The organism is Paenibacillus sp. NPDC058177 (assembly GCF_042883835.1).
Lineage (GTDB): Bacteria > Bacillota > Bacilli > Paenibacillales > Paenibacillaceae > Paenibacillus_AQ > Paenibacillus_AQ agri.
This window is the reverse complement of the sequence record NZ_JBHVVB010000010.1, coordinates 101,102-127,463: the sequence shown is the minus strand read 5'-3', so window position 1 is coordinate 127,463 and position 26,362 is coordinate 101,102. Positions and strand designations below refer to the sequence as shown.

The window sequence follows — 26,362 nt, the reverse complement described above, 5'->3', positions numbered from 1 at the left end:
CCCTTTCATTGATAATCGAGATCAAATTGAATATTGTTCAAACCGCTCTGCACCTAGAAATTCACGAACGAAGTCAGAAGCAGGTGCCTCCAGTAAATTCGCAGGTGTTCCAGTCTGAATAATAAAGCCATCCTTTAGCAGAATTACCTGGTCGGCTATTTTAAGTGCCTCATCGATATCATGTGTTACGAACACGATGGTCTTCTGCACTTTTTCATTCAGCTTAATAAGCTCCTTCTGTAGCTGTACTCGGCTAATGGGGTCTAATGCGCTAAAAGGTTCATCCATAAGAATAATAGAAGGATTGGAAGCAAGTGCACGAGCTACACCGATGCGCTGTTGTTGTCCACCACTTAGCTCATGCGGGTAACGGCTGCGAAATTGCTGTGGATCAAGACCAATCAATTGCAGAAGTTCTTCTGTACGCTGAACCAAATCTTTCTTCTTCTCACCCTTAAGTCTTGGAACGATAGAGATATTCTGTTCAATGGTCATATGAGGAAATAATCCGATCTGTTGAATGACATAACCAATATTCCGCCGCAGCTCAACCGGATTAAGCGTGCTGACCTCCTGCCCTTCTACCAATACAGAACCAGACTCCGGCTCTATCAAGCGATTGATCATTTTAAGCAGCGTTGTCTTCCCGCAACCTGACGGTCCGATAATGGTAACGATTTGACCAGTAGGTATGGTTAGATCAAAATTCTCCAACACATTACCCGAACCATAATTTTTGGTCACTTGCTTGAACTGTACTGCGGCTACGCCAACACCCATATCAATCACTCATCCTTCTTTTCAAAATATACCAACTTAATTCATAATTTTAGTTGGTTTTAAATATAAAAAAAGATCACATCTCCCTCATGTAGCTGCAAGGGAAATGAGACCTCCGTTTGTAAGGTTAGTCTCTTATATTATTAACATCCGATAATACAATACTGTAATGTAATACTTTAATGCAATATTATATTACGTATAATTTTTTGTCAATCATTAAAAACAAGTAAACACATCGGATTAAAATTATCAAATCACAAAATGATTTATGTTATAGGGCATAAAAAAAAGACCTCCTGTGATCAGGTCAGCCATATTAGACTACTATGCAGTTATCCTTAAGAATTAATTACTTTCCACAAGCGTAGGTTTAATCTCATTAGCATTAAAAAAATCCAATGCGGAGCGATACCAAGAAGTCTCTCCTTCTTTCTCGCCGTCAACATAAATCTCTACACGTTCATTATAGAAGGAGAGATATTCCTTAATTTTAGGGATTTCGGGAATCGGATTGAGATAACTCCACACAATGTTCTCATGAACGGTACCATTCACTTCAGCGGACCAATAAGAAGCCTTTCCTTTGTAAGGGCATCTCGTTTCCAAGTCGGTTTCCTGCAGGAACTCCTGCTTCACGTCTTCCTTCGGTAAATAATAACGAACAGGGACACCTGTCTCGAATACAATGATCGGGCGTTTGCTATCCGCTACCGTTACACCATCAATGACTACCTTGATATGCCGAGAACTTTGCAGCGCATCTACTCTTTTATAAGGGTCACGCGGGTGAACAAAGATTTCTTCATCTTCTTCGAACCAGGCATCTACTTGATTCCAATAGAATGAAACATATCCTTTGATCGGCTCACTCTCAGGAATAGGATTCTGATAGCTCCAAACTGCATTTTCTGAAATCCGGTCCCCAACCTTGATACTCCAGTACGATGCTGCACCTTTCCATGGGCAGTGGGAATGATGCTCCGACTCTACGAACAGATCCTTGCGAACATCACTCTCGGGAAAATAATAAACCGGAAGATGCCCTCTCTCATGAACCGTGATCACATTCTTGCTATCCGCAATCGTAATCCCTTCAAACTCCACTCTTACTCGTCTTGGATTTGAATCAAACTGCAATTTCTTCTTATTAGACATGTGTACTCTCCTCCTTCTAAATAATATCAAATATAGGTAATGAATTATTGCATTTAGATAATATCATGCAAATTTCAGATATTCAACATAAAAAACCTACTTTTCCAATAAGAATTTAAAAATTAATACATTGACCCATGTAAAACTAATGATAAAGCAGTCCCGATACTAGAACTGAAATAATCTATATAGAAAAAAATAAGCCCTAGAGCCGATTAGGGGAGTGCGGCGCTTGAGCTTTTCAAATGACTGTACATTTATAGCTGGAGGATGGTTTAATACAACGTTGAATAATTAATTTCCGCCAGTTTTTCTTCTAAGTAAGAGTAGTAAGTTAGCCGATAATCGGTCTGTATACCACTATCGTCAATTGTCCCTTTCCTTCCCATGCCAAAATTTTTTGGCTCCTTATTATAGTCTGATCGATACTGATCAAAACTAATAGGATCGGTTAATGTAAAATGTTCGACGAGATTATCACAGTAACCATACTCCTTGTTTTCTTTTATTGGAAAAACATAATTTTGATACAAGTGTACACTTTGAACATAACTGTTGCTTCTAGATGTAAAATATCGAATTCCATTAAAATGGGTCGAGTTCCTTACCCATTGCAACAAAAGCTGAGGAATAATATACTCTGGTTTGAATGGGCGCGCATCATCCTTTACCTGAACGGAACATGCAGCCATTAATGGCCAGCAGAGATACAGTGCTTTTAAAGCATCGTAACTTTCGGTATCACTTTTTTTATATGAAGCTTTTGTCGCTACTCTAGGGGGATAGCCCAGATCGATAAAATTCATTCCACGATCATTTCTAAACGAAGAAACATATACATGCTGCGTGTTACTTACTGTTCTCAATTCCTCCAGACATGCGTAGACAGAACTTCCTAAATAGAGGCATGGAAATCCTGGAATGCTATACCGCTGTGTGGATACAAGCGTCCTTTCTTCAAACGGAATATGAAATAAGTCTTTTTTATTTGTAAGTGGAGTCATATCTCTTCTTATTCTGTATAACCGTGGGTCTCGATTTCTGTTAAATAAGTAAAAACTATCGAAGTAACAGCTCAGTTGATCAATAGCTGGCTTTAATAGCTGGTATGCTTCGGATGGGAAACCATCATAATATTTATGGAGTGAACTTTCAATAGCCTCACATACTTTATTAACCATGTTAACTTCAGCGTCCGATAGTACATGCTTTAATTTCAGCTGTCGGGCACCTTCCATATAAGATAAATTCTTAGTTTTAACTAATTCCTTATAAGATATGTTTGTATAGGTGATTGGCAGATCAAACTCTTCTTTTACTAGTTCCTCTCTAAGCGTTTTAAGTCGGTCCTCAATGGTCAAAGTCATCATCCTTATCTATTCTTGTTCTCTACACAATCAATCTTACCACTTTTACCCAAGGAGAAATTAAACAACCAATCACCGATTGATTTCCGGCGATTGGTTGTTTGAATTTACTATATGTTTTGACTTCCTTATATAAAAGGATAAATCCAGAAATGCTCTGTTCCAAAACGCGCTTGAATCTCTTCATCATTCAATTCTTTGCTGCCTACTAACTCTGCCGCTTGGAATTGTGATTTATGCGCTTGAATCGATGCCATTTTAGGCTTCAGAAAATCTTTGACATCAATGATAACATTAGGTTTGCCGATCTCTTGCTCCGTGTTCCGGGCAAACGCCACACAGTGAACAGGAGGTCTCTCTGCCTTAGGTAGTCTTTCAACCGTACGGATAACTGCGGCTCCAGTGGCATCATGGTCGGGATGAACGCTATAACCCGGGTAGAACGTAACGATTAACGAAGGGTTAAGCTCTTTCAAGAGCGCGTCAATTTGACTATCCAACAAGTCCTGATCCTCAAATTCAATCATCTTGTCATGGAAACCAAGCATTCTTAGATCCTGTATCCCAATGGCCTCACAAGATGCTTCAAGCTCTTTTTTGCGTATCTCGGGAAGAGTTACCCGATTGGCGAAAGGCGGAATCCCCATATTCCGGCCCATTTCGCCTAGTGTCAGGCAGGCATAAGTTACCTGAGTTCCATTCTGTATATGCTTCGCCAGGGTACCCGCTACACCGAAGGCCTCGTCGTCCGGGTGTGGCAGTACAACAAGAATATGTCTCTCCACTGAATTCTTCATCTCCTCATGCATTAGAAAGGCTCCCGGCTTAATTGTAAAGATACGATAAGCTTGCCTTGACTGTCGTGCCCTGCCATGATCAATCTATCTGTCTCACTCTCTTCATAGTGAGTTAAACCTTCTGAGTACACCCAACCTTGCGACATTTTCAAACCGATACGATAAGGTCCTTCTCCTGAAATCGACCCGTGAGAATATTGAATAACAGCATTGGTGATGAAAGTAGAAGCCGAATGCTTAGTGCTATCCAAGTGAGCTGCATATGCCCCCATTGTCAACTCAAGATGGATATACATATCCTGATCTTTAAACCTGTCGATTCTTTGTTGTATTTCTGACTGATTGATTAGCTGCAATGTTACGCCTCCATCTCTGACTGAATTGTATAGCTGAATGTACATATAAGAAATAAGATCCAACCCTTTGCAGAACGGACCTACATGATATAAGTGTGACTTATTTCTCATCAAAGTATAACTTGCGATGCTATGTAATTCAATGGATGTTTCTGAATACTAGGGAAAGGTATCCAATATCTATTTCTAATAAATCTTCAAATAGATTTCCACCAGAATAGTGGTAATTTGTGTCTTATTTTAAAGAGAATTCGCTAAAATTAATTGGATGATTTTGTTTATTTAAGTATAATGGTATTATATGCCTACAACTTAAGACCTAATTCGACATTATTCACTAAAAGATTGAAGAAGAACTTAAACAGGCAAGTAAAATAAAAGGGGAATGAACATGCTTTGTAGCAAGTGTAACACTGAGCTGCCCGAGGATAGCCTATTCTGTAACAATTGTGGAGCCAGGACTATGAGTAGAGCTTCTGGAAGGAAAAAAAACAAAAAAACGTGGATTTTAAGCAGTAGTATTATTGGAGCTTTGATCATTATTGCCTTGATATTCTTGACCTTAAACAACAGACCTGTGAATGCATTCAAGAATGCTATTAAAGATAATAAATACGGAAATGCGATAGAAGTTTATGAAAACAAAATCAAAGGCGATTTAGAAAAGGAATCAGAAGTCGAAATCTATCTTCAAACCAGCTTAGAACAAATTAAAAAAGATTATACTGACGAAAAGATCGATTATAACACTGCTTTAAACCAACTGGAAATCATTAAGAAAACGAATCTTTTGAATTCGGAAGTGAGAACTGCTCAATCGGATATAGATAAATTGAATGGTTCAAGAACGGCCTTTAAGACCGGAGAAGAACTCCTGAGAAATAACGATGTGAAAAATGCCCTAACGGAATTAAAGAAGGTCAGCAAGGTTGACGAAGCTAACTATTCGAAGGCCCAAACCTTAATTAAGGATACTTTTTCTACCTATAAAACATCTATTTTAGATGATGCTCAAAAACTCGCAACAGATCATAAGTATGATGAAGCTATCAAAGTTATAAATGAAGGATTATTCATCATGTCTACTGATTCTGATTTGATGGCTAAAAAAACAGTCTATGAAAAACAAAATGAAGAACAACTAGCCCTCCAACGCAAAGAGAAAATGGAACAAGCCAAAAAAAATCAAGAGGTAACTGTAGAGAAAACATCTATAATCGTTCAAGATGATACCTACAAATCGCTATATCCTGATATGATTCAAGTCATAACACGGAATAACACCAATAAAGTGGTTAAAAACATGGATGTTTCTATGCTGGGCTTTGATAATAACGGGCTTCCTATAAAGATTAAACGAGAATATGGAGATAGTTCCTTAGAATTTGTAGGACTCGCTCAAAATGTAAACATTGTACCAAAGGCTACCTTCGGTTCAGGAAAAGGCTGGGGCCTCGACAGCACCCATGGTATAATAACTGTGCTTGCCTGTGTAAAAAGTGTAGAATACTATGACGGTACAACATGGGAGAACGAGTATTATCCGTATTGGATTGAGGAGCATCAAGAAAAGCCCTTAAATTGATAACTATCCTTCGAAATCCCATCCCACTCATACTATAAAATAAAATGCGTTGGCGAGAGAGGTCTTCTCTGTCAACGCATTTTATTTTACACGCTTAATGACCAACACTTCCATAACACCCGGCGACCGGTCACCGATAGAACTACTGACAGCAGATCGCCGCTTAGAACCTATCAATACACAGGATACCCCGCTACAAACAATGCGAGATATAGCAAACCACCGATAACAGATACTGCCGTAAGCGCAGCATCCTTAGATTTCTCCTCTGTGAGCGCTACGGCTGCAAAAGCTAGCGGGAACACAACGATAAAGTAGCGCGGAGCGGATAACAACCAAGTAGGAGCAACCACAAACGCAAAATACACGATAAAATACGCTGTATATGCCGGATTCAGTTTCTTCGCAGCCATATATATTACGATCAGAGCGGAGAATATAGTCAACAAATTGGGCAACCATAATCCAAGAAAATTACGGCTATCTCCCTCAATAAAAGTACGAACAGCATATTCCGTCTGATATCTTACCGTATCGAAGAAGAAATAGAGCTTTTGGAACCAATGTTCTTTTTGATAGATGCTGTACTGAAACGCGTTACCTGTAACCTCATAATTAATATAAAGATAGGCTAGCAGCCCCAGCGATATAATGAAGAGACAGGCAAACGCACCAACAAGTCTGCTTATCCATGCCCTTCTATTTACAACTTTATATGTACCTAGCAACTCCCGAACGAATTCAATAGCGACCGGTACTGCCAGAAGTATCCCCGGAGAACGCGTATAGGCTGCCAGTGCCCCGCACAAGCATCCGATGAGCCACTGCTTTTTCCGCACAAAATAGATACACATCAGAGAAAGTGCCAAAAATAACGATTCCGTCATAGGAATGAGGAAAAAGAATGCTGCTGGAAATATAAAAATATACTTTACAACTCGTAGAGCATTTCTTTGCGACATATCTATTCGGGCAAGTTCATAAGCAAACAGAGCTGCAACGATCGAGCTGAGGATAGAGATAACAAATCCTGCCGCAAGATAACTCCCGGTAAATATCTCAACCACTTTTATCAGATTGGGTAAAAAGGGGAAAAATACGAGGTGAAATTTAGCATCTCCCTCTGTCACATACCAGTTCTCCGCAATACCAAGATAGGAAGCAGCATCGATCCCCGATATGTGCCATGTCTCCATCACCTTACTGAAGAGACCTCCGGAATAACCATTCTGTATGATCAGAAAAACATAACCAATGATCAGGAGAAGCGCACGGCTAATTAACATCCAGCCAATAATCTTCAACCAAGTCTGTTTTCTCCCGGGTTCGATTCTATGGACTCGCATCTCTTCCGGTTGCTTGCTGGTCAGAATATATTCTGATAAAACAGGTATCGTGCGCAGACCCAATAATACGAATAGTGCGAAACAGACAACTGTTGCAACAGTGCCCAGCACTGTCCAACTATGATTTGAATCTGCCCAGAAAATAGCCATACCCGCCATTATCAGTACAAAAATGATGGATATGACTTTGTCATGCTTCTTCATTTAGACCTCCATTTGTCCCCTCTGACCCCATGAAATAGATAAAAAAGGAAATTAGTAAGCATAGAAATATCATAGTCGCTTGCAATTTTTTTGTAAATCATTTCTCTCGCTTTCATAGCGTAAAATAAAGGATAAAAATGTAAGATGATCTGGTAAAATGAATATACATCAACGGATCTTGGAAGGGTGTATCAAATAAAGCATAGTACAGGTGAGGAGTGTATCTAATGAAGGAGCAGTACACAGCTAAGCTTGAATTGTTCGCAGAAAACGCGCTGAAGTTGAAAAAAGCGTTCGCCTGGCAAAATGTAATGGTTAACCGTTTGGCGGCATTGCTATACACGGCAGAGAACAAAATTGCCGATGATGAAGCGATCCGCGCAAGCTATGAACTTATTAAAGAGAATACCGGATGGTTCTCTGCTTTCAGGGGTAATTCGATTATCAGCATAGCTGCTCTGCTCTCTCTTTCTGCTGATCAAGAAAAACAACTCACAAACACACTGACCGTGTATGAGTTAATGAAGGAAGTCAAATTTAGAGCCTCTGATTATCTCGTCATTTCCGCCTATCAGATCGCTGCCCATGCGACATCGGATCAATATCCCCGTACGGTAGAACGCGCAAAGCAATTTTACGACAGTATGAAGGCGAAGCACCGTTTCCTTACCGGACAGGATGATTATATCTTTGCTGCCATGCTCGGTCTCTCCGATATCGACATTGAAAAAGGTATCGATCGTATGGAGCAACTCTATTCTACGCTTAAACCTGAGTTTTTATCGGGGAACAGTGTGCAAGCCCTGACGCAGGTCCTGATTCTTGGAGGAGAAGCCCCAGAGGCAGCGGCCCGTGTTCTTGCTTTACGCGATGACTTCCGTGCACAGGGGATCCGTCTGGACAAGGAATATACCCTTTCTTCGCTTGGTGTGCTCTCTTTGCTTCCCAGCAACAGAGAGGACATCGTTACGGATGTCTCAGAGACATACGAATTTCTGCGTACCCAAAAAGGCCTCGGCAGCTGGTCCATCAGCAAGCAGGAATTGCTGCTGCTCTCCGCCTCGCTGCTGGCCTTCAAATATGTGGATGATGTGCGAAATGGCATGATCACCACGATGCTCACCACCAGCATTACCAATATTGTGATTGCACAACAGGCAGCTATAGCCGGGGCTACAGCTGCCTCAGCTGCCGCAGTAGCTTCCTCCTCTTCAGATTAAAATGGATTGACGGGAAGGAAGGTATGGACTGTTCTATTCCACCGACTTCAACGCCTCAATCATATGAATCCGCTTGAGCTTGACATGCATGAAAGCCATGATAATGACCGAGAACAACAGCGTTAAGAGTGCGGCATAAATATAACTGGGCCATTTGATGATCGGAACGAACAAGGTTGCATCTAGCTCGGCCGTCTTCAGCACGAAGCTGTGTAACAGGATACCGAGACCCGACCCAGCCACGATACCAATTACGCTCAGCAAAATATTTTCCCGATAAATGTACATCGTTATCTCCTTATCATAAAAACCCAGCACCTTGATCGTAGCCAGCTCCCGGAGCCGCTCGGACACATTAATATTGCTCAAATTGTAGAGAACGACAAAAGCCAGTGCCGCTGCCGACACAATGAGCACCCAGGTCACAACGTTCATACTTTTCATGATATCGTCGAAGGCAGTGCCTAAGCTGCTGGAGAAGCTAACGGCAGCAACACGCTCACTATCCGTTAGCTTCTCGCCGAATGTATCCTCTGAGGCTTTTTCCTGCACGGTATAGTTCAGAAGTTCTGTGTTAAACACGGGCTCCTTCCCGAATACGGAAGAAAAATACGCTGGGGTCATATACACATAGTGCATCACATAGTTCTCTGTGATCCCCGCGATCTGTATTTTGAACGTTTCGTTCTCCTTGTTCACCACGGTCAAGTAGCCACCAGGCTCAAGCCCGTACAGTTTAGCCAGCTTTTCCGAGACGATAGCACCCTTGTCCGTAAGCTTCCGCCTTTCTCCACTTAATCGATCCCTCAGCTCCACAAATTGTGCCAAAGAATCAACGGATACAGGAATGAACAGATTCACATCCTGATCATTTATCCCTTTGGCCCGCGCGGTCATCGTTTCCTGTGCCACTTCAAGCGTACCGGTTATGGCAGATTCGTCAGTGATCAACTTCTTATAGGCATCCACTACATCAGGGGACGCATCCGCATGCAGAGCTACAAGGACATCATATTTCATAATTGCCCCGAATTGCCGTCCCGAGATGCTGCCGAGCGAGTCCTTTAGACCAAATCCAGTCAGGATCAGCGCCGTGCAGCCGGCCACGCCGAACACAGTCATGAACATCCGCTGCTTGTAGCGGAACAGATTCCGTGCGGTTACCTTTTGGACAAAGCTCAGCCGTTTCCAGACAAAAAAGAACCTCTCCAGTACAATCCGCTGCCCGTTCTTCGGCGCCTTCGGACGCATCAAAATGGAAGCATTGCTGCGCAGCACTACACGGGAAGCAATCCAGGCCGTCAAAGTAGTACATATTAACGCCACTAGGATGGAGATGATGGAATACGCAGGATAGAACCTTTTGATAATATCCGGGAGGTTATAGAGCGAACTATACGCATTATAAATAAATGTCGGGAACAAGGTAAAACCCAACGCGAGCCCCACAACTGAACCCGCCAGACTGGCAAGCGTACCATAGACGAGGAATTTAGCTATAATGTCACGGTTACCATACCCAAGCGCCTTAAGAGTACCAATCTGTAAGCGCTGCTCCTCCACCATTCGCGTTATCGTCGTGAGGCTGACCAGTGCTGCAATCAAGAAAAAGAACACCGGAAACGCACTCGCAATCGCCGACAACCGGTCAGCATTGTCTTTATATTCGGCATACCCCGGATTATCGTTCCGGTCAGTGACATAGATCTTGGGCAGCGCCAGTTCTGCAAGCTTCCTCTCCCCTTTGGCCAAATCCTTCTTCGCGGAAGCCAGCCCGGCGGACAGCGCCTGTTCTACATCCTTGGTATGCTGCTTCATCAGCGCCTCATACTTTGGCGTATAGACCTTCAACGCGGAGGTATCTGTGAAGGACAGATACGCTTCTGTATACACCGGCAGCTTGAAGTCTGCCTCCGGGATGGCTGCAAACGCGTCTACCTTACCTTTGCCGATCCCGCTGGTTCCCCGGCTCTTCTTCTCGATAAACTGGGGGCTCCGGACAAAACCCACTACGGTATAATCCAGTCCCCCGAAGTTGTTGGACAGTTCTGCATCCTTACCGTTTCCCGTGAACGTAATCTTGTCCCCTAACCCATATTCACCATCAAGCCGGTCATCTAGTACAATTTCTCCCGAATGCTTGGGAAGATGTCCTTTAATAATATGGTACTGATTTAACGGTTTCTCGGTGTCGTATGAGTAGACTTTAAGTATTAAAGCTTTGTCGCCGGTGAGCACATCCACACTGTAACCTGGCTGGACCACATCGACCCTTGGCACATTACTTAGCAGCTTTATGTTGTCTTCAGTCAGTCCGTAGGTAGTCTGCACCTTTAGATCCATTAGTCGCAGCTTCCGGTAAAACGTTTCGGCTGTATCCAGCATATCCGGCCCAGTCGCCTTGACCCCGGCAAAAAAACTGACGCCCAGCATAATGATTGCAAAAATCGAAATAAAACGGGCCTTGGTGCGCCAAATTTCACGAAAAATATCACTCCACAACGCGCGTTTGTTCATCCGTTTCTTCTCCCTACCATTCGATATCGTCAACGGATACCGGCGAAGGATTGGTAACCATTTTCCGTACCTTAGCGTTATTGATCTCAATGATCCTGTCTGCTATTGGCGTAATCGCCAGGTTATGTGTGATCACGATGACCGTAGTCCCGGTATTGCGGCAAGTATCCTGCAACAACTTCAGTACCTGCTTGCCGGTGTTGTAGTCTAGCGCGCCTGTTGGTTCATCGCAGAGCAGCAGCTTCGGCTGTTTGGCCAACGCTCTGGCAATGGCGACACGCTGCTGCTCACCGCCGGACAATTGAGCCGGGAAATTATCAAGCCGCTCCCCCAGTCCCACATCCTCCAGCACCTTACGTGCATCCAAGGCACGCGGGGAAATCTGGGACGCCAGTTCGACATTCTCCAGCGTGGTCAGATTGGGCACCAAATTGTAGAACTGAAATACAAAACCCACATCCATACGGCGGTAGCCTGTCAGCTCCTTGGCACTATATTTGGCAATATCCGTACCGTCCACCATGACCTGGCCCTCGTCAGCAGAATCCATTCCGCCAAGAATATTAAGCACGGTCGATTTGCCTGCACCACTTGGACCGACAATGACCGCAAATTCCCCCTTATTAATCTCAAAATCAATCCCGTCGTTGGCGACAATCACAGTCTCACCCATCTTGTAACGTTTGTATTCCCCATTTACTGTAATAAAGCCCATCCCTCATCCTCCTGTCTCTGGCCGAACCAAGCCCTGTCTTCTTCACTATCTATCCAATGCTCGTTATGGAAAAGAACGCTGTCATTGTAGCATCACCTTATAAACCAAGGAACAAACGATCTTCTTAAAAAGTTCCATCGATTGTAACAAGAAAAATATTTCCGTAATCGATACTTGGGCGTTTGATAATGTTATAATCACTTTGATTTAGCCACTCTTTTCAGGCAAGGGTGAGAGAACAATCAGAAACAGGTGATCAGATGTTCGAACTTAAATGGCTATGGCAGAACTTAAAGGGAAACCGGACGCGTTATATTATGGCGCTCTGCCTCTCGGTGGTGGGCTCCAGTCTCACGATCGTGAACCCATACATCAGTCAACGCATTGTCGATACGTTTATAGCTGGTGACAACGCGCTGCAGAATCTTACACAAGAACGGCAACTATTGATAATGCTCTGCCTGGGCATGATTGGATTTTCTCTACTGCGTACAGGGCTCGCTTATTTTACGACCATGCAGTATGAAAAGTCCTCGCAAAACATGATGTACAACATCCGTATTTATCTGTACAACAAGATCCAGGGGCAAGACAGGGAATATTACGACCATAACCGCACAGGTGATCTTATGACCAAGATGACTGGTGATCTGGACATGGTAAGGCACTCCATGGCATGGATTTTCAAGACGATCATCGAATCGTTAACAATCTTCATTGCTGCCGTTATCTATTTTTTCACAATAGATACGCAGCTGACGTTGTGGATGCTGATCCTGTCACCGCCGATCTTTATCGTGGCTTACATATTCGCCAAACGCGTCCGTCCCATGTATATCGACCTGCGCGAGCGACTGTCCCAGCTTAACACGACTACTCAGGAGAATATTTCAGGCAACCGTGTAGTTAAAGCTTTTGCCCGCGAGGAGTTCGAGATCCAAAAATTCACGGAGAAGAATGTCAACTATTCCACGGCGAACAAAAAGGCCGCCCTCGTATGGCTTGATTATTTTCCTTATTTGGAATCCTTCGCGCAAGGCTTCAACGTAGTCCTAATGTTAGCCGGTGGATACTTCCTTATGGATGGCCGGATCACCTTTGGTGAATTCACAGCCTTCTCTTCGCTCATATGGGCCGTATCTAACCCTATGCGCAACATCGGCATTATTATCAACGATATTCAGCGCTTTTTCGCGAGCTTGTCCAAAATCGTCGATGTCTATTATGCTAAGCCCAATATTGTCAACGAGCATACATCCATAGAGAAACGCCGTTATGAAGGCCGCATTGTGTTCGATCATGTCCGCTTCAAATATGATAGCGCTCTCGTGTTAGACGATGTTAGCTTTACCGTTGAACCGGGAGAAACCATTGCAATCATGGGCTCGACGGGATCAGGCAAAACAACAATCATCAACTTGATCCCTCGCTTCTACGATGTATTCGAAGGACGTGTGCTGGTAGACGATATCGATGTTCGAGAGCTGGAGCTGGATGAACTCCGCGGTAATATCGGCATGGCGACCCAAGATGTACTCTTGTTCTCCGATACCATCGACGGAAATATCGCCTATGGCGATCCTGATCTTCCGGAAGAGGATGCGAAAGGTTATGCCGAACTCGCAGCCGCACACGACTTCATTACCAAAATGCCTGAAGGTTACGATACCGTTGTTGGGGAACGCGGAGTCGGATTGTCTGGAGGACAAAAGCAGCGTATTGCACTGGCACGGGCCTTGGCGGTCCGCCGTCCAATCCTGATTCTCGATGATACGACCTCTGCTGTCGATCTGGAGACGGAGGAACATATTCAGAAAAGTCTACGCGAGCTCGATTATCCTTGTACGAAGATTATTATCGCGCAGCGGGTGTCTACTACTGCGCAGGCTGACCGTATCCTCATTGTGGATGGTGGGAAGCTGATTGAAGAAGGTACACACGCCGAACTGCTGGCGAAACGTGGCTACTATTACGATGTATTTAAACTGCAGAACGAGGGTATTGGAAGGCAGGTGAGCGAAAGTGGCACGGAATAAATTCGACGTCGATGAGAATTTGGAATCGCCGTTCAACATAAAACACTTCCGGCGTGCGATGGTATACATCAAACGAAAGAAAACACCTATGATTGTAGCGTTTATACTCAGCGCTCTTTCAGCCGGCATCTCACTCTCGGCTCCGCTGATCATGCAGCATGTCGTCGACGTGACCATCCCGGCAAAAAACAAACTTGCGCTGTTTGGCTGGTCTGCCCTGACGCTTGTGACCATCGTGGTCAGCGTCTATCTGGCAACCGTCCGATCACGCATCATGACAAGTGTCGGGCAGGATATTATTTTCGATATCCGCACCGATTTGTTTAAGCACTTGCAGGATTTGCCCTTCAAATATTACGACGACCGGCCGCAGGGTAAGATCCTTATACGGGTCGTGAATTACGTCAATTCAGTTTCAGATGTGTTGTCCAACGGTATTATCAACTTTATTCTGGAAATTGTGAACCTGCTCTTTATCGCTGCCTTCATGTTCGCCGTCGATGTGCGCCTATCGTTCGTCATCCTGGCAGGGTTACCTGTGTTCTTCGGCATCATGATGCTGATCAAAACCCGGCAGCGCCGGGCATGGCAGGCTGTGTCTAATAAAAGCTCCAATCTGAACGCGTATTTACAAGAGAGCATCAGCGGCATTGGTGTAACGCAGATGTTCTCCCGCGAACAGCGCAATGAGGGGATCTTCACGCGTCTGGCTGGCAATTTCCGTACGGAATGGATGAAGGCTCTACGTTACAACATGCTGATTCCGTTCTCAGTAGACAACTTGTCTACGATCGTTACAGCACTGATTTTTCTAGTGGGTCTGTTGACACTTAGTCCGCAAAACATAACGCTTGGCGTCATTCTAGCGATGAGTAGCTACGCTGCCCGTTTCTGGCAGCCCATTCTGAACCTCTCGAACCTGTACAATAACTTTATCAACGCCGTTGCCTACTTAGAGCGTATCTTCGAAACGCTGGATGAGCCGGTTACGGTCAGCGATATTCCGAATGCGAAGACACTGCCAGCTGTACAGGGCCATGTCACTTTCGACAATGTGACCTTCGCCTATGACCCTGGGCTCAACATCCTTGAGAATATTTCTTTCTCGGTCAAAGCGGGAGAAAGCATCGCTCTAGTAGGACCAACAGGTGCAGGCAAAACAACAGTCGTCAATCTGATCTCACGCTTTTATAACATTTCAAGCGGTAAGATTCTGATTGATGGCCAGGATATCTCGCAGATCACACTGAAATCCCTTCGTAGCCAAATGGGGATCATGCTGCAGGACAGCTTCATATTCTCCGGTACCATTCTGGACAATATCCGTTACGGTAAACTTGATGCCACCGAAGAAGAAGTGATCGCCGCGGCAAAGGCCGTTTGCGCGGATGAATTCATCCGTGAATTTGAGCAAGGCTATATGACAGAAGTTAACGAGCGCGGCTCCAAGCTGTCTCAGGGACAGCGGCAGCTCATTTCGTTCGCGAGAACACTTTTGGCAGATCCGCGTATTCTCATCCTGGATGAAGCTACTTCTTCCATCGATGCCAAGACTGAACGTTTGCTCCAAAAAGGCCTCAATGAGCTACTCAAGGGCCGTACCTCGTTCATTATCGCGCATCGTCTCTCCACCGTAAAAAACTGCGACCGCATTATGTATGTGTCAAGCAAAGGCATCGCAGAAAGTGGCTCGCATGATGAGCTGATCGCAAAGCAGGGACTCTATCACCGGCTCTATACGGCGCAGAAGATGGAAGCATAATTGAAGACAGGCACTTAATTGAACAAGCACCAAAAAAGCTCAGGCTTAATTTGCAGCCTGAGCTTTTTTGTGCTATTTTCCTGGAAAAATATAGTTCCACTCTCGATGGTCAATCTATCGCCGTCCAAACATTTAGCGCAAGTGAGCGAACCGCGATGTTCGGGTGATTTCTGTACAACCTCAAACGCTCTGCAGGCTCTGAACTCCATAATAGCGCACTTCCGGCAACTTCAAGCAACGAAAGTCCAATATACTGAGATTCGTAACTACCTTCAGACCCTAGCACATCTACAATTTCCAATAAAGTCTCCGGACTCCAGTACCCTACACTGTCTTCTAAATTATGAGCGACCTGCTTATAGGCATCGCTTAATAGCTGGGGCTGATCTGAGATACAGTTAATCATCCGATTCAGATAAGCTGCCGATTCCTCCGCCTTATTCCAGTCTATTACTGCTATATACAATTTCATCACAGCTTGCTGTAAAGTCTCATCAGATGACAGACAGTCAATTAGACCCGTATACAAAGGTATCAAGTGCATTCGTGTGATTTTTGGTAAAGCGTTCAACTGATCAACCAATTTCAGGAGACGCTGCCGATGAGGCAAATCTCTTCTGATAGTTGCATTCCATTCATTATTTATCGCCATACCTGCCAGTCTCTGACAAACATCGATTACAACCTCATTGACCTCACCATCGCGGCATGTTTCTATCAGCGTGTTCATAGCAAATTCCCATCGGGTGCTGTCTTCTAAATCCGCAATAGCCCGAGCAGTGGCAGCTGCAATAACCCCTTCATTACCATTGGTCCACCGCATCATAGAAAAGAAAGCATGTCTGCTAATAAACGCATCTTGGTTCTTTGCAATTTCAATGATTAACCCTAGATAGCGCGGTCTATAGTCTAGCGGAATAGCATTAGGCTGTTGAGATAATAAACTTCCTGCGATGTCACTTTCCGATGAAGAGGCCATTGCATTTAAAATATCCCAAGCACGTTCATCATCTAAAAGCTGTTTCGCAGCATGCCCTATGGCTATGATTACATCCTTGTGTGCATTTGGTTTCTTGAACTCGTTCATCAATAGCGGAATGCTATCCTCGCTTCTATATGCTCCCAGTAACCGGACGGCCTCTTTTCTTACAGTGATTTTCAGCTTGTCCCGATCTAACAGCTCCCTAAGCATAGAAACCAGCAACACCGGATTCACTCTGCGGATGCATCTAGGTATCGAGTACATGGCAACACGGGCCCGATCCCCATCCAGATTCTCCATTAGAATGGGAAGTGTCTTCTCCGGTTCTTCCATGAGTGAAAGGGCATGAAGCGCAGCCTCTACTACAGTTATTTCCTTATCCTGTACAAGCCCAAGTAACCTATCCGGGCCAAGATCAGGCATCCTTGCCATGATCTTAATCACTCGTGCACGCTCCCAAAGGTTGCGCTTCGCATCGAATGCTATTTTTTCTAATAAGGAGCTTAATGCTTGTTGCTGACGCGGCAGCCACCTGTAGAATCCGTCCGTAGCCGGTACAGGATAGATCGTTTTACCCGATAGGAACTTGCCCTTAATAACAGCCCCCGAAATAAAAGGATCGAGCCATTCTTGACGCTTCAGATGCAGATGCTGAAACACTTCATGGATCGTAATATACGATTTATCCAAAGCCAATAATTCCTTAACTCTGGCATCACGCGTTGGATGTGGCGCGAGCCAATGTCTGGCCGCTTGTATAGCTGTAGAATCTGCCTTTGCTCTCGTTGCTTCCTTTAACAGATTCTGAAGTTTTATGATGCCATAGCCTCTTTTACCGAATGAGCTAGCCAGGCTAAGCACCAGATTGTAGTCTTCTCTCCCGTTGGCTTGTACAGCTAATGTATATATTTCTTCGAAGATAATCTCTTCTACTCCCCGGGGGAAATTCTTCTCGAGTGATGGGAGTGAAAGCTGCCCATTCTGTTTAGCAAGTTTCTGGATCGTATTCATAGAGAACTTAAATAGCTCACCGTGAGGATGGATCACATTATGCCGCAGAATAGCAAAGGCCAGTTGTTGAACGGAAAACTTCGTACCATAGGAAGTATCTCTGGCATCTATAACACTATCAACAAGCAAAGTAAGCTCTTGGACATGGTCATCCGTGAACACAGACGCAGGACTTTCCGAAAGCTCTTTAAACACATATCCCCGAACAGGGTCCTGCTCATTTCGAATCCGGCCCAGGTACACCAAAGTCTCATTCATACCCTGTCTCGACAGAACTGTACTTCTGATCAACTGCATAAGCGCCGTGCCGCGTTGATCTGCGCTGGATACCCGTGTTGCTTGTTCAAGCTCCACTCTTGAATGAACAATGGATCGGCAAGCCGTAATTCTGAGGGTTCGATCCGGGTCATCCTTGATTTCACGAAGGCCCAGCATTCGGGTGGCTTCCTTGTCACGCAAGGCATGCGGTAATACGTAGAGTAAGCTTTCCGGAAAAATACGCTCTTGGCGTTTATCTTCCTCATATACGGCATCAAAAATGGCTTTGCGGTTAGAAGGCGCCATATTAAGAAGCAGCTTCGCTAAATGCATAGGGTGATCTGCGAGTAATTTCGCTATCGCAATCCATTGATCGATGGATAAATATTTTTTTCTTTTTAGAACCCCTTCAGGAACACCATAAGTAGTCAGATCACTCCGCGACTCCGTCTGAGTCAGCAACTGATACACCTCGTTAGGATTTTGGCGTACGAGCGTGCCAAGTTGTTCTTTTAACGCAGGAGGTATGCTGCCCACGGGTCCATGCTTCATCGCACAATCCAGCACCAAATCCGCCTTTAGATTGCATAGGAGCTCCATAGCGGATGAGAACCTCCACCAGACAGCTCCCTTTTCCCTCGGTGGCGTACTTTCTAGAGAGGTTACAAAGTATTCCGCAACTACGTCAAGATGCCTGGTGGATAATTTCTTCCAGTCTTTTATGGCATATCCAATATCAGCAAGCCATTTACTAACCGTTTCCGTATTACAGGCCTGCAGAACAATTGCTGCCTCCTCCGCGCCCCAACGGGCGTACACTACAGGCAATAAGCGTTCCGCCAATTCCTGACGGTTAATCTGTGAAATACTGTGCAGCAGCTTGCGGCGGCAATCATGCGACAAATGGGGAAGCTCACGTTCAATATCAGCATCTGAAGCCACTTTTGCCAAAAGACCCGCAGCAGTATTTCTGATACTTGCCATGGGATGACGCAGTCCTGATAGAACAATAGCGGTATCCTGTGTTGCAATGGCACCGATTAACGCTAGACGTGCTTCATAAACACCATCCTCCAGCAACGAGGACAGTAATTGGGAGTACTGGGCAGATCCAAGATGATCACGGCCTAATTTCGCTACTTTTTTAAGTCTGTCGGAATAGCCTAGTGAATCCAATTCTTTAAGTAAGCTCTGTTTGTCCAATGGATCTCTTTTAAAAATCATAAGTCCTCCTAATACGCCTGTTCTTATTCCATCCACACTTTATTCTCTATTCTGCCATACATTTCCTTTATAAATAAAGGTAACCCTGAAGCTGGCTGTAGAGCCGCCTTCAAGATTACCTTCAATGTACTACTTACTCTATTCATTCTTTTTTTGTATAAACACATACGTATTCTCATCCGACAGCTTATCATCAAAGCTGAAATCAAACCCGTCGAAGCCTTTGATATCCTCCACACAGGTGATTTGCCGCTCGGCCATGAAGCGTACCATTTCACCTCTAGCCATCTTGACCAGAGTCGCTCTCTCAACCACCTTACCGCCAATTTCCTGCCCGAATACACAGCTAATCATTCGAACGTTTCCGCCAACATACGGGGAGATGCACTTGCTGTATTCCTTAGAGGCCAGATTCAGAATAATGTCACTCTCCGAAAATAACTGATCCGCCAGCTTCCTGTTCCAGAACTCGTAGATCGAGCTGAAACCAGGTCCGCTAAGCTTAGCCTGCATCTCCAGCCTGTACGGTACAACCCCGTCAAATGGCCGGACAATCCCATAGAACCCGGACAATATTCGTAAATGCTGCTGAAGATATTCGAGCTCCTCCATTTGAAGTACCCCAGGTGCCATGTACTGGTACTGGATACCCTCATAAGAAAAGATAGCCGGTGTCAGATTCTGTGTTATATCCATATCCCGAATCCGCTCCACATTCAGCGTGGCGATGGCATCATTGCATTTCCATAGTGATTTGGCTTCTTCATATTTCAATTTTTGTAATAAGGCCAAAAGAGTCTGTGACTCGCTAATGAATTGCGGCATCTGGCGGCAATCCAAGAAATCCGTGTCCCGCTTCATCTTCTTGGCAGGCGAAATAATAATTCTCATGATGCTCCCTTTTCTTACCCCACGGGGAATTTAAATATATCTTATCGTATCATACTTAATCTTCGTAGGCATATTGAGAGCTGCAAGTTATGTTCAGTAAGGGAGATATTAAATATACTTATTGTTTTCTCCTTCCAAGAAGAATACTGGGATATTTTCAACCTTTAGACCTACCTTTCTAATTATTAGGAAGATTAATGTCGATAACTAAAAAGAGAAACGTTACATAACAGAGAGAAATCATTTAAAAGGAGAGGAAATCGTGGAAAAAGTTAGAAATTTATCTTTAAAGTATAAGGTATCCATGATTGTAATTATCATGGTTGTCTTAATTTTTGCCGGAGTCACCTATTTCAGCTTAAACATTCTTAAAACCAATCTTTCGAATGACTTGAAGAGTGAGCTTCTTAGTGTAGGAACCTTGACCAGCATGCAGGTTAATCCGGATCAGGTTAGTCAGCTACTCAGCAAGAACGGAGAAGGAAATCCTGACTTCACAAGTCTACAGAAACAGCTTGACCAAATACAGAAAGATCAAGGTGTAATGAGCTGGAGTTATATTTGGAGCTTAAAGAATGATCAAGTGACCACTCAAGCGTACACTTCCAATTTGAATGATATCTATAAGCCAGGTGCTTTGTTCGCCGACCTTGCTCCCATCCACTTAGATGCTGCTAAAAAGGTATACTCTACCGGAAAATCCGAAGTCACTGATATATTCAAAGATCCGTTCGGCACATGGAGAACCGTATTCTCTCCTATTAAGCAGGATGGAAAAGTTATTGCTGTAATCGGTATAGACTATTCTGCCGACTACATAAATCAGTTATCCAACCAGGCTCGGAACCAACAGCTATTAATTACAATTATTGGTCTGATCATTATAGCTCTTGTAATCTATGCCGCTATCAATAAGATACTCAAACCGTTGAAATCTATTGTAAATGTGTCTAACCGTATCGCCGAAGGAGACCTAAGCAGCAGTCCGCTAAGCTACGATTCAAATGATGAGATTGGCCAGCTTAATACGGCGATTGTCAAAATGCAACATAGCCTGCGTACTCTGATCTTGAATATCCAGGACTCTTCAGAGCATGTAGCTACCTCCTCTCAGCAGCTCACTGCTAGTTCCCAGGAAACGGAATCCTACTCTGTAAAAGTGAACAGTGATATGACAGAAATCGCTGAGAAGACTCTCATGAATTCTAAAATTACCGAAGAAACTGTAACTGTACTGGAGGAGACCGCGATCGGCATCCAGCGTATTGCCGAATCCACCTCTTCTGCTTCAGAGGAATCTGAACAAATGGCTGCTAGTGCTCAGAACGGATATGACTCCTTAGATAGGCTGCAGAATCAGATGAATAATATTACAGAATCCGTTACCCGTATTGCCGATGTGATTCAAGTACTCAATTCCCAAATTATTGAGATTAATGAAATGACAAATCTCATTACCGATGTGGCAGAACAGACGAACCTGCTGTCGCTCAATGCTTCTATTGAAGCTGCGCGTGCGGGTGAACATGGCAGGGGATTTGCAGTCGTTGCTACTGAAATTAGAAAGCTCGCTGAAAGAACAGGCCGCTCTGCAAATACAATTGCTGAACATTTGGGAAGTATTACACAGAGCACCACTCAGTCCCAGATCATAGCCCAAGAGGGACAAGAGGAAGTTCATAGAGGCCTTGAACTGATGAAAGAAGCATCTCAGTCCTTCAATCAAATTCTCGAATCGACCAAGAACGTATCTATGCAAATGCAAGAAATCTCTGCGTCTTCCCAGCAAATTTCCGCCTCTTCTGAAGAGGTTACAGCTTCGATGACAGAGCTTAGAAATGTCTCGGGTGAGATTGCCAAGAGCTCCGACCAAGTCTCCAGCTCCTCCGAGCTTCAGCTGCAATTCATCCAAGAAGTAGCCCAAGCTACCGAATCCTTAAGCCTTACTTCGCAGTCACTTCAGGAATTAATTCAACAATTCAAAGTCTAACTTAAATAGACAGGAGCGATCATAGATGAGTTATGCAGGGCTAAAAGGAAAGCAAGCGCTGATTACAGGCGCAAGCAAAGGAATTGGAAAAGCAGTGGCACTCGAATTCGCCAAGGCAGGAACGAACGTAATGATCAATTATATTGGCGATGATCAAGAAGCACTTGAAGTGAAAAAAGAAGCGGAGTCATATGGAGTTAAGGCCGAGATTCACCACGCGGATGTCAGTGATTCCACCCAGGTACATGAGATGTTCGATGCATTCGACCGGCTGTTCGGCACACTCCATATCCTCGTGAACAATGCGGGGATTGCCCAGGCTGTAACGGTCCGTGAAATGACCGATGAGCAGTGGGACCGGATGATCAAAGTACATCTATATGGAACTTTCTATAATGCAAGGGAAGCTGCCCGCCGCATGTGGGATAACCAAGCCGGCAAAATCATTAATATCTCCTCAGACTTAGCGAGTCTCGGTTGTGAAGAATTCACGCATTATTCTGCGGCCAAAGGCGGAATTACTTCTTTCACCAAAGCTTTGGCACGGGAACTTGCCCCGCACATTAACGTGAACTCAGTAGCTCCAGGCGGAACACTGACCGACATCTTAGCTGACTTCGGTGAAGGCTACGAAGAGGAAGAAGCGGCGAAATACCCGCTGAAGCGTCTGGCACAGCCGCAGGAAATCGCCAAGTCTGTTCTGTTCCTGGCTTCCGATGATGCCAATTTCTACACAGGGCAAGTGCTCGGTGCCAATGGTGGCAGTGTAATGAACTAATTTTCTCAAGTCATCTCATCGGTAATCACTGGAGGAGCAACAACATGACAGCTATAATTGTATTTCTCATTTACTTGGTGTTTATTTATTACATTGGCTTCAAAGGGTACCAAAAAATCAAAACCGCAGAAGACCTGCTCGTAGCGGGCTGGAGCATGCCGCTCTACGTCGTAGCCGGCAGTCTCCTGGCTGCCATGCTGGCCGCACCATTCTTCTTCGCCGCTATCGGGTCCGGTTATACCACCGGCGGCTTTGAAGGAACAGCAACGATGGCCGGACTTGGAACATGTATGGTACTGGGAGCGTTCATCTGGACCCGGCCGCTGCGCAGATTGAAGGGCTGGACCATTGCCGACTATTACGGCCTGCGCTATGCCAGTAAGAAGCTAGGTGCTTACTCAGGAACTGTAATGACCGTCGCTTTCGGCTTCTTTAATGCGGGGGCTTTGACGGTCGGAGGAACCTACATCATCCAAGCGATCTTCGATCTTCCTTTTATTCCGGCTGCACTGTTGTTCGTGCTTCTGACGGCGCTATATTCCATCATTGGCGGACTATGGGCTGTTGCTTATACGGAAGTCATCCAAGGCCTTCTCTCCATTGTGGGAATCCTGGGGATTACCGTTGCAGTGATTTACTCGTACCACGACAACATCTTCCATCCCGATTGGTGGAACGTAAGTACACTATTCAATAAAGGCGGCGCTACATTCTGGAGCTTGTATCTAGTGCTGGCCTTCGGTGATATTCCTGCGGCTGACTTAGGGCAGCGGGTAGCTGGAGCCAAGAATCCGAAGATTGCCCAGCGGGGGATGATCATCTCCGGTGTCATTGTAATTCTAATTAGCTGGATTCCTGGCATGCTTGGTGAAGCCTATAAATTCATTTACCCAGGCAGCCAAAATCCGGAGAACCTCATGCTGGCCTTCGCACAAGGTTACTTCCCGCCGCTAGTCTCTGCGATCTTCCTGACTGCGCTGGCTGCCATGGGAATGTCGACGCTAGCCGCCTGCTTTGTCGCTTCCTCCGGGGTGTTCACTAAGAACATTTATCTGGATTTCATCAATACAAACCCTGAACCAAAAAAGCTGCTTCGCGTCTCGCGGATCGGAATTGCGGTTAGTGCCGTTATCGGCTTCATCCTGGCGATTAACTTTCAGCAGATCATTGATCTGGCTTACCTCGCATGGGATATCATCTTCGTCACGGTCTTCTGGCCGCTCGTTCTAGGTCCATTCTGGCGGAGAGTCTCCACCATTGCCGTGTGGGCTAGCATCACCGTCGGTCTGCTCTACTACATCATCACTTCCTTCACCGGGGTACCGGGATGGACTACCGAATCCACTGGATTCTTTGGTCTGGTGACCGAACTCTGGATGATGCCGGGCATTTCCGGTGTGGTTCTGTCGGGCATTACCATTGTATTGTTCAGCTTCATCTTCCCGGCGACGCCTGCTGTCCTCGAAATGTTCAATAAACAGAAGGACGCTTCACTGGATGAAGTGAGTGGTACGGATGACATCAATTCAGGCTTTAGTACTCACGCTAAGGCTTAACGGAGAGCTGTAATCTTCGCTCAATCCAACTAAAGAAAGGCTGTCTGCCGGATCTGCATGATCTGGTGACAGCCCTTCTTTTAGGTTAATTACAAAATTCTAGGCCCGACGACAACCTTTTGGAGAGAGAGCTTCGCTTACAAAGCTTGAATAGAGCAGACCCAACTTTAGTTAGACTTTTCAAATCCATAATCACGTTCAACCTTACAGACTCTTGTCTTAAACGTTTGATACCATTCAGAAAGGCCCTGTCTTTGTGCGACTAAATGTCTTTCATTTTGTTTCCATTGTTGTATGTCCTCAAGTGACTCCCAATAAGATACAGTAATACCTACACCTTCTCTGGCACTTTCCACACCTAAAAAACCTGGCTGCTCGGATGCGAGTTTCTCCATTTCATCTGACATCTCAGAATATCCGTTATCGCCCTCCGTTCGGTTAGATGTGAAAATGACTGCATAATAAGGGGGTTTCGGTGTTTTAGCAATCTCGCTCATCCTATTTATCTCCTCAAAATAATCGATTTAATATTAGCTTAATCTTTAGAGCAAGACCCGTCACTTTACGATTTAAATGCTTGGGATATCCCATTACGTTACGACAATACATCTCAACGATTAATCTCTCTTGGCGGCCGTGGAGCCTACAGCGTCTCTGTAGTAAGCGTAAACCCTTCAATCACGGCATCTTCGTCAACCTCAATCAAGATGCAGCGTCTCCCTTGATAATTCACCTGCTTCACATACTTTAAATCCTGCGGGCTGATCGAAATCGTAGCTACCTTTGTATCGATCTTAATCGATTTGGTAGTGAATTTCGGCATCACGCTGCTCGCCTTCATCTCATAATGCTTATTGTCGACGATCGTTTCAAACGCCCGTTCCACTTTCTCCGAAGTCACATTCTCTACGCCGCTTACCGTCAGCACGCGTTCCAGATCTTTATAATCGAGCCGTGGAGGTTCTTCCTGGTCTTCGTTAGTTTCGATGACCTGATAGATTTCCTCATACACCTGTGCGAGGGTGGTTGCGTCAATTTGTTCCCCTGCCACTTCCTTCACGATATCTTCGAAAATAGCTCTCTCTTCCAGTGCCGTCACGGATCTTTCAGCATTCAAGACCTGCTCGATGAAATGCGGATCTGGAAAGTTCGATTTTCCCGTGCAATACAGAATACGGTTCACATCGGAATAATTGTCCGTCACGCTCGGGTAAAAGAAGCCCTGCTCCGGCGTACTTAACTTGACGATCGGATCTACAATGACATTGTATTTATATTCCTTCTCCACATAATCAAATAAGAGAGCTTTCCGTTGCTTCTCCGTGGAATTCACGCTACATAAAATGAACGGATGCGCGAACATCTCGTTCTTCTCGCTTTCCTCAGCTTCATCGTTTCTTTCTTTGGTCGGCCGGTAATACTGTCCGCGAACGAAAGTAACCACCGTATCCCGTTCATAATGGGTATCCGCCATCATTCTATCTACCAACAGCAGCATCAAGTCCTGCCATTCATCCGGATCACCTGTCACTAACGCTTGGTGAAGCATTACCTGCGTCGGCTCCTCGGCTTCCGCTTGAAACTTCAACTCGAACAACTTCTGATCCAATTCGCCGGTCAGCAGTTTTTTGAAGTTGCCCATATACAGCTCCTGCTTCTCTCTGTCCACCAGTCCAAACGGCTGACGCTCCCAATGATAGATTTCGTTGCTTTCCTTCATAATATACACGTTGAGAATATCGTAAATACTCATTAAATCGTGATCCAGCTTAAATTGCTTGCGTATATGCGCGACTTCTTTCTTTATCATAATTCGTTAAACAACTCCT

At 44.8% G+C, this 26,362-nt stretch carries 18 protein-coding genes and 1 pseudogene; 7 read left to right on the top strand and 12 right to left on the bottom strand.

What is annotated here, in order from left to right; translation table 11 throughout:
* Nucleotides 1-36: 36 nt before the first annotated feature.
* The 5 genes and pseudogenes from ACFVU8_RS27630 to ACFVU8_RS27610 form a co-directional block, all read right to left on the bottom strand.
* Nucleotides 37-780 (bottom strand): annotated as a pseudogene (locus tag ACFVU8_RS27630) (ABC transporter ATP-binding protein); the annotation flags it as partial.
* Nucleotides 781-1,128: 348 nt separating this feature from the next.
* Nucleotides 1,129-1,938, bottom strand: coding sequence for a DUF427 domain-containing protein (locus tag ACFVU8_RS27625; protein WP_387431679.1), 810 nt, complete (start codon nt 1,936-1,938; stop codon nt 1,129-1,131).
* Between the two features lie 275 nt (nt 1,939-2,213).
* Complete coding sequence (locus ACFVU8_RS27620; protein ID WP_387431677.1) at nt 2,214-3,299, bottom strand: hypothetical protein; 1,086 nt, start codon at nt 3,297-3,299, stop codon at nt 2,214-2,216.
* 134 nt (nt 3,300-3,433) lie between these two features.
* Nucleotides 3,434-4,090 carry a bacillithiol biosynthesis deacetylase BshB2 gene (gene bshB2, locus ACFVU8_RS27615; protein WP_387431801.1) on the bottom strand — a complete coding sequence of 219 codons (657 nt, stop codon included), beginning with the start codon at nt 4,088-4,090 and terminating at the stop codon, nt 3,434-3,436.
* A 23-nt stretch (nt 4,091-4,113) separates the two neighbouring features.
* A complete protein-coding gene (locus ACFVU8_RS27610) occupies nt 4,114-4,458 on the bottom strand; it encodes a YojF family protein (RefSeq protein WP_387431675.1) in 345 nt (114 codons plus the stop codon).
* 385 nt (nt 4,459-4,843) lie between these two features.
* Here ACFVU8_RS27610 and ACFVU8_RS27605 point away from each other — a divergent pair, with 385 nt between their 5' ends.
* Nucleotides 4,844-6,043, top strand: a complete 1,200-nt coding sequence (locus ACFVU8_RS27605; RefSeq protein ID WP_387431673.1) for a DUF5780 domain-containing protein — start codon at nt 4,844-4,846, stop codon at nt 6,041-6,043.
* 173 nt (nt 6,044-6,216) lie between these two features.
* On the opposite strand, the gene ACFVU8_RS27600 is transcribed toward ACFVU8_RS27605, so the two are convergent.
* A complete protein-coding gene (locus ACFVU8_RS27600) occupies nt 6,217-7,593 on the bottom strand; it encodes a hypothetical protein (protein ID WP_387431670.1) in 1,377 nt (458 codons plus the stop codon).
* A gap of 227 nt (nt 7,594-7,820) precedes the next feature.
* Between ACFVU8_RS27600 and ACFVU8_RS27595 the strand changes: the two genes are divergently transcribed.
* Nucleotides 7,821-8,813 carry a DUF4003 family protein gene (locus ACFVU8_RS27595; RefSeq protein ID WP_387431667.1) on the top strand — a complete coding sequence of 331 codons (993 nt, stop codon included), beginning with the start codon at nt 7,821-7,823 and terminating at the stop codon, nt 8,811-8,813.
* 33 nt (nt 8,814-8,846) lie between these two features.
* On the opposite strand, the gene ACFVU8_RS27590 is transcribed toward ACFVU8_RS27595, so the two are convergent.
* Both ACFVU8_RS27590 and ACFVU8_RS27585 read right to left on the bottom strand, forming a co-directional pair.
* Nucleotides 8,847-11,330 carry an ABC transporter permease gene (locus tag ACFVU8_RS27590; RefSeq protein WP_387431664.1) on the bottom strand — a complete coding sequence of 828 codons (2,484 nt, stop codon included), beginning with the start codon at nt 11,328-11,330 and terminating at the stop codon, nt 8,847-8,849.
* A gap of 13 nt (nt 11,331-11,343) precedes the next feature.
* On the bottom strand, nt 11,344-12,045 hold the full coding sequence (locus tag ACFVU8_RS27585; RefSeq protein WP_387431661.1) for an ABC transporter ATP-binding protein: 702 nt from the start codon (nt 12,043-12,045) through the stop codon (nt 11,344-11,346).
* 260 nt (nt 12,046-12,305) lie between these two features.
* On the opposite strand from ACFVU8_RS27585, the gene ACFVU8_RS27580 reads away from it, so the two are divergent.
* Together ACFVU8_RS27580 and ACFVU8_RS27575 are read left to right on the top strand one after the other, a co-directional pair.
* Complete coding sequence (locus tag ACFVU8_RS27580; RefSeq protein WP_387431658.1) at nt 12,306-14,081, top strand: ABC transporter ATP-binding protein; 1,776 nt, start codon at nt 12,306-12,308, stop codon at nt 14,079-14,081.
* Nucleotides 14,068-15,843, top strand: coding sequence for an ABC transporter ATP-binding protein (locus tag ACFVU8_RS27575; RefSeq protein WP_387431655.1), 1,776 nt, complete (start codon nt 14,068-14,070; stop codon nt 15,841-15,843). Before ACFVU8_RS27580 ends, ACFVU8_RS27575 begins: the two co-directional genes overlap by 14 nt.
* Before the next feature lie 109 nt (nt 15,844-15,952).
* Here ACFVU8_RS27575 and ACFVU8_RS27570 read toward each other — a convergent pair whose 3' ends face one another.
* Nucleotides 15,953-19,318, bottom strand: coding sequence for a HEAT repeat domain-containing protein (locus ACFVU8_RS27570; protein WP_387431653.1), 3,366 nt, complete (start codon nt 19,316-19,318; stop codon nt 15,953-15,955).
* Nucleotides 19,319-19,456: 138 nt separating this feature from the next.
* Complete coding sequence (gene yaaA, locus ACFVU8_RS27565; protein ID WP_387431651.1) at nt 19,457-20,209, bottom strand: peroxide stress protein YaaA; 753 nt, start codon at nt 20,207-20,209, stop codon at nt 19,457-19,459.
* A gap of 262 nt (nt 20,210-20,471) precedes the next feature.
* Here yaaA and ACFVU8_RS27560 point away from each other — a divergent pair, with 262 nt between their 5' ends.
* Genes ACFVU8_RS27560 through ACFVU8_RS27550 form a run of 3 tightly spaced genes read left to right on the top strand, consistent with a single transcriptional unit; the run spans nt 20,472 to nt 24,533 of the window.
* A complete protein-coding gene (locus ACFVU8_RS27560) occupies nt 20,472-22,199 on the top strand; it encodes a methyl-accepting chemotaxis protein (protein WP_387431648.1) in 1,728 nt (575 codons plus the stop codon).
* Between the two features lie 25 nt (nt 22,200-22,224).
* On the top strand, nt 22,225-22,977 hold the full coding sequence (locus ACFVU8_RS27555) for an SDR family NAD(P)-dependent oxidoreductase (protein ID WP_387431646.1): 753 nt from the start codon (nt 22,225-22,227) through the stop codon (nt 22,975-22,977).
* Between the two features lie 44 nt (nt 22,978-23,021).
* Entirely contained in the window at nt 23,022-24,533 is a 1,512-nt protein-coding gene (locus ACFVU8_RS27550; RefSeq protein ID WP_175371612.1) for a sodium:solute symporter family protein, read from the top strand.
* Between the two features lie 167 nt (nt 24,534-24,700).
* On the opposite strand, the gene ACFVU8_RS27545 is transcribed toward ACFVU8_RS27550, so the two are convergent.
* Nucleotides 24,701-25,030: an antibiotic biosynthesis monooxygenase family protein gene (locus tag ACFVU8_RS27545; protein WP_066379639.1), complete on the bottom strand. Its 330-nt coding sequence runs from the start codon at nt 25,028-25,030 to the stop codon at nt 24,701-24,703.
* A 146-nt stretch (nt 25,031-25,176) separates the two neighbouring features.
* Nucleotides 25,177-26,343 (bottom strand): DUF4317 domain-containing protein, encoded by a 1,167-nt coding sequence (locus ACFVU8_RS27540; RefSeq protein ID WP_387431643.1) that lies wholly within the window; start codon nt 26,341-26,343, stop codon nt 25,177-25,179.
* Between the last annotated feature and the right edge of the window lie 19 nt (nt 26,344-26,362).